9 protein-coding genes are annotated in these 12,742 nt (G+C 58.8%); 5 read left to right on the top strand and 4 right to left on the bottom strand.

Annotation, left to right across the window (positions count from 1 at the left end; translation table 11 throughout):
• Positions 1-146: 146 nt before the first annotated feature.
• Positions 147-494: a hypothetical protein gene (locus ACVWW6_RS16405; RefSeq protein ID WP_143279716.1), complete on the bottom strand. Its 348-nt coding sequence runs from the start codon at positions 492-494 to the stop codon at positions 147-149.
• An 862-nt stretch (positions 495-1,356) separates the two neighbouring features.
• Between ACVWW6_RS16405 and ACVWW6_RS16400 the strand changes: the two genes are divergently transcribed.
• The 3 genes from ACVWW6_RS16400 (at position 1,357) to ACVWW6_RS16390 (ending at position 5,566) form a co-directional block, all read left to right on the top strand.
• On the top strand, positions 1,357-2,556 hold the full coding sequence (locus ACVWW6_RS16400) for a serine hydrolase domain-containing protein (protein WP_456681043.1): 1,200 nt from the start codon (positions 1,357-1,359) through the stop codon (positions 2,554-2,556).
• A 142-nt stretch (positions 2,557-2,698) separates the two neighbouring features.
• Complete coding sequence (locus tag ACVWW6_RS16395; RefSeq protein WP_271553890.1) at positions 2,699-4,381, top strand: flavin-containing monooxygenase; 1,683 nt, start codon at positions 2,699-2,701, stop codon at positions 4,379-4,381.
• A 726-nt stretch (positions 4,382-5,107) separates the two neighbouring features.
• Complete coding sequence (locus ACVWW6_RS16390; RefSeq protein ID WP_028174157.1) at positions 5,108-5,566, top strand: hypothetical protein; 459 nt, start codon at positions 5,108-5,110, stop codon at positions 5,564-5,566.
• A gap of 120 nt (positions 5,567-5,686) precedes the next feature.
• Here the strand turns inward: ACVWW6_RS16390 and ACVWW6_RS16385 are convergent, their stop codons facing one another.
• The gene (locus ACVWW6_RS16385) at positions 5,687-6,088 is read right to left on the bottom strand and encodes a hypothetical protein (RefSeq protein ID WP_456681042.1); all 402 of its coding nucleotides are present in this window, start codon (positions 6,086-6,088) and stop codon (positions 5,687-5,689) included.
• A gap of 479 nt (positions 6,089-6,567) precedes the next feature.
• Here ACVWW6_RS16385 and ACVWW6_RS16380 point away from each other — a divergent pair, with 479 nt between their 5' ends.
• Positions 6,568-8,520: an adenylate/guanylate cyclase domain-containing protein gene (locus tag ACVWW6_RS16380; protein ID WP_456681041.1), complete on the top strand. Its 1,953-nt coding sequence runs from the start codon at positions 6,568-6,570 to the stop codon at positions 8,518-8,520.
• Positions 8,521-8,805: 285 nt separating this feature from the next.
• On the opposite strand, the gene ACVWW6_RS16375 is transcribed toward ACVWW6_RS16380, so the two are convergent.
• Together ACVWW6_RS16375 and ACVWW6_RS16370 are read right to left on the bottom strand one after the other, a co-directional pair.
• Positions 8,806-9,264 (bottom strand): cupin domain-containing protein, encoded by a 459-nt coding sequence (locus tag ACVWW6_RS16375; protein WP_456681040.1) that lies wholly within the window; start codon positions 9,262-9,264, stop codon positions 8,806-8,808.
• Positions 9,265-9,578: 314 nt separating this feature from the next.
• Positions 9,579-10,784, bottom strand: coding sequence for a sensor histidine kinase (locus tag ACVWW6_RS16370; RefSeq protein ID WP_456681039.1), 1,206 nt, complete (start codon positions 10,782-10,784; stop codon positions 9,579-9,581).
• 649 nt (positions 10,785-11,433) lie between these two features.
• On the opposite strand from ACVWW6_RS16370, the gene ACVWW6_RS16365 reads away from it, so the two are divergent.
• On the top strand, positions 11,434-12,177 hold the full coding sequence (locus tag ACVWW6_RS16365; protein ID WP_039183889.1) for a Crp/Fnr family transcriptional regulator: 744 nt from the start codon (positions 11,434-11,436) through the stop codon (positions 12,175-12,177).
• The last annotated feature ends 565 nt before the right edge of the window (positions 12,178-12,742 follow it).

Raw genomic sequence — 12,742 nt, 5'->3', positions numbered from 1 at the left:
CCTCGCCGCATTAGCTCTTGCGGTGCTCCATGCTGAACGTGGCCCCCCTTCTTGGCAACGCCGCAGGCGCGGCGCGTTCAGACCAGAAGACCTGATGGTGAACGCGCCGCTTTTGGCGCGATCCGAAACGATCGCAGTCGGCTGGATTAGGGCACCGAAGGGCTGCCGGTGGGCACAGTCTTCGTCCCGGTCAGTGCGGGCGGAGGTGTCTTAAGAATCTTCACCCCGGTCGTCGTATCCGTTGCCGGGACGGTATGGTCCTCGCCCTGAAATACGCTGCCTTGACCTGGGACTTCGTCACCCGGCCGACCTGGATTGTTGATTCCGTTCAGGAATGGTTGGCTCGTCGTAGTCGACAGTCCGCCCGCAGCCACGGCGGTGAACAGGTGGTCTGCTGCATAGCTTGGGCAGGCGCCTGCAAGCAGGGATACGCCTGCTGCTAGGATCGTGAGTTTCCTCATCATCAACTCCTCTTCTGAGGTGAGCTGCGCCAACGCGCGGCGAGCTCGTCACCTGCGCTGTTAGCCAAGTTTGAATGCAGTGGATCTCCTGCGGTTCCTATATCTCGCGGAATAGCGCTCAATGTCCGATGACGAATGAGTTAGTTTCTGACAAGGACGTCAGAATCGTCGAGATGAGTGGACGATCCTTCGAAATTGCGGTGACAGTGCCGGACTGCACCCCCTTAAGTAAGACACGGCAATTGCAGTGACAGTGCGGTTGCTCGCCATGCCGGTCTTTGCAGTCTTGCCTTCAAGTCGCCTACCATAGAGCGCGGCATACCGTTCTCACCTGACGTTGAATCAGCGAGGCTCAGGCGGCACCGCACCAACGCGACTGATCCTTTTGAGAGTTGTCTGAGATGGGTCAGAATGCGAAGAACTCAACCTAAGAAAATCTAGTCCGCCGTGCCTCACTGAGCGGACCTTAACGAGGTGCGCCGCTACTTCGCTGATGGGCCACGAGCGTAACGTCGCCGCGCAGCTCGATTAAAATCTCATGTTGGCCTGATGTGCCGGGATGAAAGTGTCAAGAGTCAGCATCGTTGACATGCTCGGTAAGAAAGGTCGGCGCTTTCTATGCCAAACGGAAATGCGTAGCCGCGTGCAAGAATTCGCTCTAATCTTGCCAACGCTCGGTCGAAATCCCTGACCTCGAGCCAGATCATGACCGACACGCTCATCACTATTGCTGCTACGGCTACGGCGCGACTTTGGTCCGCGCAGGCGGTGTTGGGGCAATCAGACTGGAGCGCGACTTCCACACGTACAACAGTCGAGATTGTCCGCTGGGACCACCCGCAGCCTGTCGAGGAGAAACAGGATCAATTTGGCAAACTTCAGCGGAGGAGCCGCGATGGGTAGCAACTTGAAAAGCGCATGTGACGGAGTTTTGCAAAGCGTCGTCACGGGCAAAGACCGTGTTCCCGGCGTGGTCGCGATGATCACTGATCGGTCGGCCAACATCTACGAGGGCGTCGCCGGCGAGCGTATGCTTGGCAGCGGTCAGCCAATGACGGCCGATACCGTCTTTGCCATCTTCTCGACCACGAAAGCCATCACAGGCACAGCCATCTTGCAATGCGTCGAGGAAGGCAAGCTCGACCTGGATGCCCCGGCGAAGAGCTATGTTCCCGAGATCGGTAAGCTCGAAGTGCTCGAAGGATTCGATGCCGGCGGAAAGCCGAAGCTGCGGACGCCGAAACGCGACATCACCACCCGAATGCTGATGCTGCATACGGCTGGCCTCGGCTACGACTTCTTTAACGCCAGCTATTTCCGCCTGGCCCAGGAGCAGGGCCAGCCGAGCGTCGTCACCTGCTCGAAGGCGTCGCTGATGACACCACTGCTGTTCGATCCCGGTGACAAATGGGAATACGGCAGCAACCTTGACTGGTGTGGCCAGATCGTCGAGAGCATCCGCGGCAAGCGCCTCGGCGAAGTCATGAAGGAGCGGATTTTTGCGCCGCTTGGGATGGAGGACATCGTCTTCTCGCTGCCCCCTTCGATGCGGTCGCGCCTTGCCGTCATCCACCAGCGCGGAGCCGACGGGTCGCTGACCCCGCTTCCCGATATGCAGCTGCCGCCTGACCCGGAAGTCCACATGGGTGGCCACGGGCTCTACGCCTCGATCGGCGAGTACATGAAGTTCATCCGCATGTGGCTGAACGATGGGGCGGGGCCAAATGGCCGCGTGCTCAAGCAGGAGACGGTCGCCGCCGCCGTCCGCAACGGCCTCAGGGAGGGCCAGACCGTGGTCATGCTGCCTGGCGTGATTGCGACACTGTCGAACAATGCCGAGTTCTTCCCGGGTCTGAAGAAGTCCTGGTGCTACACCTTCATGCTCAACGACGAGGACGCGCCGACAGGAAGGCCGGCCGGGTCGCTCGGTTGGGCCGGCCTCGCTAACACCTTCTACTGGATCGACCGCAAGAACGGGTTCGGTGGCTATTGGGCGACGCAGATCCTTCCCTTCGGAGATCCGACTTCGTTTGTCGGCTACATGAACTTCGAGACGGCGGCCTATCAGAGCGGCGAGGTGCGCGTGGCCGCGTAAGGGCGGCCGACCTAGCCTTCGATCACGGACGATGCCAGTCTGACCTTTTGCCGGACCGGCGTCGCAACGACCCAACCGAAACGACGGCGCACAGAGAGGCTGCTCTGTGCCGACAACGAGCGCTCACAACGGGAGGAACATCATGACTGCGCAAGGTAGTTCGCCAGGAGCAAGCGCGAAGACCCACTTCGATGCCGTCATCATTGGTGCAGGCTTCTCCGGCATGTACATGCTGCATTCGCTGCGCGACAAGCTCGACCTCAACGTCACCGTGTTTGAGGCCGGCGACGGGGTTGGCGGCACCTGGTACTGGAATCGCTATCCCGGCGCGCGCTGCGATTCCGACAGCTACATCTATTGCTACACGTTCGACAAGAACCTGCTGCAGGAGTGGAACTGGTCCGAGCGCTATCCGGAGCAGGATGAGATTCTGCGCTATCTCGAGCATTGCGCCGAGCGCTTTGACTTGAAGCCTGACATCCAATTCGGCAAACGCGTTGTCGAGGTCATCTTTGACGACAACAGCGAGCTTTGGACAGTGCGCACCGACAAGGGCGACTCAGTCACAACCCGCTTTGTCATCACCGCAGTCGGCGCTTTGTCGACCGCCAATATGCCGCCGTTTAAAGGTTTGGGGTCGTTCAAGGGCAAATGCTACCACACCAGCCAATGGCCGCATGACGGCGTCGACTTCACCGCCAAGCGGGTCGGGGTCATTGGCACCGGCGCGACCGCGGTGCAGGCAATCCCGGAGATTGCGCAGCAGGCCAAGCACCTCACGGTGTTCCAACGTACGCCCGCCTTCTGCGTGCCAGCGCGCAACGGCCGCGTCGACCCCGAGGTCACCAGGGCGCGCAAGGCCGATTACGATGGGATCCGCCAGCGCATCAAAGGTTCGTTCTTTGGGTTCGAACTCAACTTCCTGCCAAAGGGGGTCCTCGATACCACTCCCGAGGAGCGTGAGCAGGAGTTCGACAGGATGTGGGACGCCGGCGGCTTCGCATTCTGGCTGGCCAACTACCAGGATATGTTCTTCTCCAAGGAAGCGAACGATATCATCGCCGACTACCTCAAGCGCAAGATCCGCTCGATCGTCAATGATCCGGTGGCTGCTGAAAAGCTGACGCCCAAGACCTATCCCTACGGCACCAAACGGCAGCCCCTGGACACCAATTACTTCGAAACCTTTAACAAGAAGAACGTGCTGCTGGTGGATGCGGCCACCGATGGCTCGATCGAGGAAATCACGCCGAATGGCGTTCGCGCGGGCGGCAAGGAGTATCCGCTCGATATCATCGTCATCGCCACCGGCTTCGACGCGTTGACCGGCCCGCTGAAGGCACTTGGCATCAAGGGCCGCGGCGGCAGGATGCTGGCGCAGGAATGGGAGGCTGGCCCGCAGACTTATCTTGGCGTGGCCATAGCGGGCTATCCGAACCTGTTCACGATCACCGGCCCGCAAAGCCCCTCGGTGCTGTCGAATATGCCGGTGTCAATTGAGCAGCACGTCGAGTGGATTGCGGAATGCATCGCCCACATGCGTAGGAACAAGCTTACGACGATCGAAGCGACGCCGGAGGCGCAGGACGCGTGGGGTGCTCACGTCGCAGAGGTCGTGAACGCAACTCTGATGACTAGCGCCAATTCCTGGTACATGGGGGCCAACATTGACGGCAAGGCGCACCGCTTCTTGCCGTATCTCGGCCCGGAAGGCGTCGGCGGCTATCGCAGGAAGTGCGCCGAGGTCGCCGAAAAGGACTACGAGGGCTTCGCGTTCTCGAGCCACGGTCAGGGTTGGACCGCGCACCCGATCGCGGCCGAATAAGCCTGACAGCTCTTGATCGGGAGTGGCGTCCAGTGTCGTCACTCCCGGCATTGCGGTCGTTGAAGCGCCCGATTTCTGGGACGCATCTCAGGTACCGTGCGAAGAAGCTTACGGCTTCGCGCGCCGTTACCGTCGACTATGCCGTTCGATCACTTCATCGGCGGCCGCAAAGGTATGGCACCGTAAGACCAAGCACCCTTGCTGTGTTCAGGTTGAATACGAGTTCGAACGCCGTATGTCGCAGCACCGGTATATCCGCCGGCCTCGCGCCATTCGGAGCGGCCAACATAGACTCCCGACTTTCGATATATGTCCGCGAGGTTGGAGCCGCAGCTCGCTAAGCCGCCTGAGGCAGGAAACTCGCGCGACTGATAGATCGGCGGGCAGGAAAATTTCGGCCATCCTGGTGACGTTCCGACGTTCCTGTCGAGACAGGAATTACGGATTATTGCCGATCAAATGCCTTTGAAGCCCGGAATGTCGCGTTTGGGTCATGAGCGCCGTTCGAAGGGGCGGCCGGTTGTTTCCGGTCTACCTCCATGAGCCGACCACCCGGGACGCTGCCTAAACTTCGCATTCGGGCCAGAAGCGGTCATCATCGCACATCAATCAAAGTGAGGGCTCGCAGTGTCAGGCAGCCAAAGATGAATGTGCTTTCTTCCCGAATTGGATAGCCTGAGCTATGCCTGGGAAATTGGCCAATTGCCATCTCTCGGGAGACCACGAATGAAGTGGATAGTCACTGCCACCATTGCGCTTACTGCTTCGGTAGTGTTCGCAGCCGCGCAGCCAGCAAAAGAGCCCTACCAACCGGGCCTTGGCGAATTCATGACAGCTACGCAGCTTCGCCACGCCAAGCTATGGTTTGCTGGCGAACAAAATAACTGGGACCTCGCTGCTTATGAGATCGACGAGATCAAGGAAGGCTTAGAGGACGCCGCAAGGCTTTTTCCAACATATGAAGGCATCCCTGTCGCTGAGATGATCAAGACCATCATCGATCCACGGATAGAGGAGCTTGAAAAGGCCATTAGAGCAAAGAGCAGCACCAAATTTACGGCCGCCTTCGACGAGCTTACCAGCGGCTGCAATAGCTGCCACGCGGGAGCCAGCAAGCCGTTTATACGCATTCAGCGTCCAATCGCGTCTCCACTGACCAACCAGAATTTTGCGCCAGAAAAATAATGGGAGTTGCGCGCATCGACCACATGACTTCCGAATAGGGTCACGAGCATCGTTTGGCAGTTGGGCCGGCCGTTTCATGTTTGCCCCCTTAAGCAGACAACGTGGGGGATGCTAGGACAGCTAGCCGTAGAAGCTTCGCTCTTCGGTCACGGAGAACATGATGCGCATTAGCAACTGACCGGCGAAAATGATGATCGCGCTCACGACAATGAGCAGCGAAATATACGTGGAAGAGCCAATTGGAGCCACGGCAGGAACCAGGTAGGGAGCCAAGTACAGAGCAGCGAGGCTTGCACCGCGAAGGAAGAAATAGACCGGCTTCCTAAGCCTCTCTCGCGAACTCATCCAATCACAAAGGAAAAATAGGCAGCCGTAGATAAAAATCGATGACAGGTATGCCGCCGAAGCTAAGTTCAGGCCCCACGACAATAGCGGGAACAACGACTGCCTGTTCACGAAAAAAAAGATCCCAGCACCCGCGAAGAAAAGAACGACGCGATGGACTTTATCAACGGCGGCCACACTCGGTCTCCTTGGGAGAACAAGCCACGACAGATAAGCTGGTAGCAGCAAGTAGAGCTAAGAAGGCTTTGCAGCGAGGGATCATGCTAAACTCGGTTTCTGACCGGCGACGTCAACATCACACGTTTTGGTAGTACCGCATTACTGCTTCAACCCATGCCGCAGCAGATACTCAATTTTCCATGAACAGAGGAAGTCCAATTCAGGTCAACAGGCGCCGTCCTGACCGCCGCCGGTCACGTCCGGTCTGCCGCGACAACCGGACGATTTCAAAGCCAGCCCGGGCTTCGCGTTCGGGCCATTCGACGACATAGCGTCGCGTCTTCGAGAATGTTCGGATAAGCCGGAGCGGACATCGGTCAACGCGGCTGACGTGTCGACTAGATGGCGATGACAGATATCCACTTCTAGGTAGGCATCCCGCGTTTGGCACAGCCGTGTGATCCGTCGTACAAATGTGCCGGGTTGGATTGCGGGCCATGGTGCAAGAGCGACCAGTCCGGGTCGAGCGCAGGTTATCGGCGATTTTGGCCGCCGACGTGGCTGGCTATTCGCGGCTCATGCACAATGACGAAGAGGCTACCCACGCCAAGCTAAGCGCGCTGCTAACGGAAGCTGTCCAGCCGGCAATCGCTGAACACGGTGGCCACATCGTGAAGAACACCGGGGACGGGTTCTTGGCCGAGTTTCCGAGCGCGGTCGAGGCGGTTCGAGCCGCGATGCAGTTCCAGACCAGCATTCATGAACTTACAATCGGTGATGTGGAAGACAGGCGCATTGCTTTCCGTGTGGGCATCAATATCGGCGACGTAATTGTTGAACCTCATGACATTTTTGGGGACGGCGTCAATATTGCGGCGCGGCTTGAGGGCGTCGCAGAGGCCGGCGGCATCTGCATCTCGTCTTCTGCCTACGATCAAGTCCAAGGCAAGGTCGGGGTTGAGTTCGGCGATCTGGGCGAGCAGAACCTCAAAAACATTGCCCGTCCGGTCCGGGTCTATCGAATGCGGCCATGCAATGCAGCAACACGCCCACAGGCCTCGTTGCTGCACCGTGACACGCCGCAGATTGGTTGGTTTCCAAACATGTTTGGTGGCTTTCCGATCCGCCTGTGGCCGGCGCTTCGTGCGCGGCGCGCTCGGATGGCTCTAGTGATTGCCTTGCTGTTTCTTCTGAGCGGCGGCGTAGCTTATTGGTATATGCATCAAGGCGAGCCGCAGCCGTTGAACCATCGCCTGTCGATTGTCGTGCTGCCATTCACGAATCTAAGCAATGCATCCGAGCAGGAATACTTTGCTGAAGGTATTACTGACGACCTGAGTGCCGATCTTTCACGGATCGAGGATAGCTTTGTGATCGCGCCCAGCACAGCCCGCGCCTACAAGAATGTTGACCCGAAGCGCGTTGGCCGCGAACTCGGCGTACGCTACATCCTTGACGGCAGCCTGCGCAGAACGGACTCACTGGTCCGGATCAATGCCAGGCTGATTGATGCCCGGACTGGCGCCGAGATCTGGTCGGAGCGCGTCGACGGTGACTGGTCCAAATCGATGCAGCTTCAGGATATCATCACCGGTCGACTGGCGCGGCGGCTTGATCTTGAACTGACAAACCAGGAAAGCCGCGACGCGGAGGTTATGCGGCCAAACAACCCTGACGCGGTCGATCTCACGATGCGGGGGTGGGCTGTGCTCAACCAACCCTATTCGCGCGAGCAGTTGTCGCAGTCGCGAGCCCTTTTCGAACGTGCGCTCCAAATCGATCCAGGCTTCCCGAAGGCGTTGGTGGGCCTGGCTGAGACTCTGGCAATGGAGGTCAACTATCGTTGGACAGATGCGCCGGCAGATCAGCTACGGCGTGCTGAGAGCGCCGTAGGCCAGGTCCTGTCAAAGTTTCCCAGTGATGCGATGGCACATTTTGTGAGGGGAGAGATCCAGCGGGCCAGCGGTAGGAATGTTGAGGCCGCGGTCGGCGAGTACGAAGCGGCAATCGCGATCAACCCCAGCCTGGCCCCGGCCCATGGCGCGCTCGGCGCCGCCAAGATCCGCGTCGGCCGTTCCGCGGAGGCATTTGCGCCGCTCCAAATGGCCATCCAGCTCAGCCCCCGTGATCCGCTGCTAAGCACGTGGTACTTCTACATCGGCCATGCACACTCCCATCTCGGGCAGTATGAGGGGGCGATTGATTGGTGCGGCCGCTCCATCGCGGTGCAGCCTCTTTGGATTGCCTACGCAGATCTCGCCGCCGCCCACGCACTAACGGGACATGAGCGTGAAGCTTACGCCGCAGTTGCCGAGCTTCGTCGGCTCAGGCCGAGCTACACCGTCACCGAGTGGTTGCAGGATGGCAAGGGATGGTCCGACAACGCCGTCTTCCTTGCCGAGTTTCAGCGCATTGCCGATGGTTTGCGCAAAGCGGGTCTGCCGGAGTGAGAGGTTGGAGAGAGCCTAGCAAAGAGCCGCGTTGATTCTCGCGCTCGCCGTGTGTCGGATATCAGCTCCGTCCGCTCTCGTCACAGCACGAGTCCGAGATGGGTCAAAATGCGAAGAACTCAGAGTGAGCAAAGTCAGTCCGCTCTACCCCACCAAGCGGACCTCAATGAAACGTGTCGCCACTTCGCTCATGGGCCAGCAACGGCCTCGTGCGCGGCACCAACTCGTAGCGATCACCTCGTCGGGCTATAACAAATCTGCCAGCTTTAGGCTGGGCGCCGACAGCTATTTCTTGCGCGGATCGTCAGCCGGGTTGACGTAGTCAATACCTCCCGGGCCGGTGAACTGAACTTGGAGAACCGCCTCTTCGTTGCCGGTCCATGCGTAATGCGCGTGTTTTGCCGGATACACCCACAATGCGCCCGGTTTCAACAGTTCGCCTTTCTTCTCGAACTTTTCACCTTGGCTCGTTCCGATAGTACCACTGATTATCGTTACGACCTCGGAATAAGGATGAGTGTGCGGGGGCATTTGGAAGTTGGCGGGAAACTTGATGCGTAAGACGACGGTGTCTCCGGCCTTTGTCTGGTCGCCTACCAGAGCGGCGAGTTGAACGCCCTTCGGAAATGCTGGGTTATCCTTCCAGATCAGTGCGTCAGGCGTAACCTTGATGTGCTTGTCTTGCGCCATCCCAGAGCTTGCAAACGCGATCAAAGCGGCGGCGGCAAAGAGCTGCTTTTTCATGCTGCTGCTCCCTGCAAATGGACAATGGGGGAATGAGAGCATATCAAATCAGGCTACTCTGCAGGAACAGATTTTCTGACCTGTTGTTGCGGACGGCCGGCCACTATCATCGGATGTCGCCTTCGGGTCATGAGCGCCCTTCGGAGGGGCGGCCTTTTGCTTCCGGTTTACCCCCATGAGCCGACGGCCGGGGACGCTGCTTAGACTTCGCATTCGGGCCAACAGGAGACTCACGCACGGCAGCAATGACTGGCGTTATTCGATCACCTCGTCGGCACGAGCGAGCAAGGTCGGCGGAATCGTTATGGCCCCCTTCAGATCACCTTCTTGCGAAGAATAGGTAAGTTTACCAAAAACCGCGCTCCTTTCGTCGCGCCAGTAACAACGGCTATATGTCCCTGAAGCTGGCCAACCAGGCCTTTGATGACCTTAAACCCCAAACTGGTGCGCGGTTGATCGATGTCAAAGCCATCCGGCAGGCCGATGCCTTGGTCGGAAACTTCGAGGCGAAGTTGTCCCTCTATCTCGCGGGCAGAGATTTCGATCGCGCCTTTGCCTTCCGGGTAAGCATACTTCACCGCGTTGGTAACGAGCTCGTTGACCAACAATCCTAGCGGAATTGCGTGATCCGCAGAAAGCAACATTGAGTCTGCATGGCAGTGCAAGGAGAGCCCCTCGGTTGCCCCCTTCAATTTTTTGCAAAGCTCGGTCATAAAATCTTCCAGGTCGACAAAGCCGATTTGCGAACCACGCCATAGGTGATCATGCACTTGGGCGATGGTTTCCACGCGCGCACTCGCATCGTCTAACGCATTCCTGACTTCTTCGGATTGTGCACTCCGTGCTTGCACGCGAAGGAGGCCGACAACCGAAGTCAGGCTGTTCTTGACACGATGGCTCATTTCTCGTGTCAGCAATTCCTGATGCTCGAGGGCCTTCTGAAGCTTGGCGTCGGCCTGCTGGCGTTCGATGGCGATGCCAAGCAGGCTGGCGAAGCCCGCAAGGAAGTGTGCGTCCGCCTCGTCGAACTCGCCAGGGTCGGTACTATCGACTTCCAGCACGCCGAAGGACTGATTGCCCTCTGCCCCCCGTTCTATCAGCACGTTGATTGCCCGCCTGATACCATGATCCGCTAGGAGCTGAGGCGTACGGAAACGCGTCTCCGCTTCTAGATGGTTTGATATGACGCTCTTTCCAGTCTGGTATGCATACCCTGCTGGCGACCCGGTATCCGTGCTAAGCGAAACGATATTGATGGTCCCGGGCGCCCAACCGACGCCGGCGCGAACCATAAGGCGTTTTTCATCTGGAAGAAATTCTAAGACCTTAGCGAAGCGAACTCTCAGACCCTGTGCGCATAATTCCGTTGCGCGTTGCAGTATTAGCGTGAAGTCGCGGGTCAGCATCGCTATGCGGCCGAAATCCCCAAGTAAGGATTGTTGCTCCAATCGATATGAAAGTTCGTCTCGACTTGGCGGTGTTGCGGAAAGCAATTGTTCCCGCCCGACGTCGGAAGTCATCGAAATCTACCCTTCGAGCCCGTTAACCCCGCCATGGGAAGACTAGCACGTTACTGGCGTTTGAATGCGACCAATGTCCGCAGTGGGTCAAGATGCGAAATACTCTACGCGAGCAGATGTTTTCCGCTTCGCCTCTAAACTCAGACGTTGCTCGATGCGCTCGGCACTTCGCATTCGGTGCCACTTTCGGACCAAACGACCGCCTCGTCAGCATGCGCGGGGGAATGCCGCGCATCGTCTGTCTCGGCGGGGCGTGCTGGCGGAATTCCAAGACGCCCCAGCTTCCAGTAGCTTGTGCGCATCATCGTGCAGAACGCGACGATCGCGGTCCGGGGCATAGTTCGCGCACACTCTTCCGACATCGCCGCGGCGTTTGCCGCGCCCCGGAAATTGGAACTCCCTATGATGTTACCCATACGCATTTTGCAATTGTGCCGCGTAGCGCTGGAATCTAAGTCCTCAATGATCCGGCGAGACAAAAATTCGCCTCGCGATCGCGTGTGTTTGGAGTTCAATTTTTGACATTGAGAGCTTCCGCAGCTGAATTGGATTTCGGGGGGCGAAGCGTAGGCGGATTCAAACAAAGTTCGAGGTTGCCGCCCTATGCCGCTCGAAATGCGATGCGGCGGATGGTTCGCGGCGGGCTACAGTGACGCTTTCCAGCGGGATCGGTAACCGACTTTTGGCAGCACTACCGGCGGCGGATCTCGATCTGCTGGCACCCGACCTAGAGATGGTCGCGCTCGATCGGGACTCGGTCGTCTCGCGGGCGGGTGACCAGACCGAGCACGTCCTCTTCCCCCATAGTGGCGCCATTTCTGTGATGATCGACATGGCGAACGGGCAGACGGTCGCCAGCGCCGCAATAGGGCGCGAGGGAGCAGTAGGCACTCTTTCCGTGCTCGGGCCGTCTCCTGCGGCCGTTACCGCCATCGTTCGTGCCGCGGGCACCGCCTCGCGGATCCCCGCATCGCGATTCCACGCCGCTTTCAGCCGGAGCCCCGCGATCCGTCACGCAGTCCAGATTCACTTCAAGGCGATGCTGATACAGCTACAAATCGGCGGGGCCTGCAATGCGCTGCATTCGGTCCAAGCCCGCATGGCGCGCTGGCTGCTCCATCTTCGCGACCGCGTCGACCACGACGTCCTCCCGCTCACCCAGGAGGCGCTTTCGCAAATACTAGGTGTGCGACGAACGACGGTGACGCTCCTGATGCGGAATCTGCGCGCTTCCGGAGCGATCATATCTGAACGGCGAGGCGAAATCGAGATCGACCCTTCGCGGCTCGCAGCGGTGGCGTGCGAATGCCGCGACACCATGCGTCTCGAAATCGAGGGGATCTTCTCTATGAATGCAACCCAATCTCGCGTTTTGGTTCTGCCGACGCAGTAATTGAAACGGGCGATGTAGCCGCTTCGGCGCGGCCGGTGAAGTCGGCGAAGACGGGGCTGGATAGCGGATTCTTCGCCCATCAGGCCGCCGCCCCATGCCTTGACCGGGACCTCCCACCTAATGTCCGTTGCGGGTCACGAGCCGTGCGGTGAGCAAATCAAGTCGGCTCTGCCTTCGATAGGGGACCTCAGCAAGACCTCCTACATTTGTCGAGACGGGCCAACAGGGGAAACAGCGCGGCTTGACCGTTCACTGAACAAGCACGTCCTCATGGCGTCCGGCGGCGGCCAAGCCTGGAATGCCTCAGCGACAAGACTAGCGGAAAAGCCGCCGCCGGGTTGAGAGCGGCGACGGCTTCTTCTTTACGCGCTCAGACGGCCGCGACTACCCGCCGCGTCGCATGAAGGAAACGGTTAGCGGGCGCTGCGACGCCATCAATTGGATGACGCTCCTGTTTGCGCAATTCATCGACTAGACGTTCAAGGTAGGGCGGCAGAGGCGAGGCTTCGCGAGATAAGTTCTGTTGCAATCTGTCACCCACCTCGTCACAGATCGAGCGGGCAGT

The sequence above is a fragment of the Bradyrhizobium sp. USDA 3311 genome, from assembly GCF_054062495.1.
Note: the sequence above shows the minus strand (reverse complement) of the source record. Positions and strands in the feature narration are given on the sequence as shown.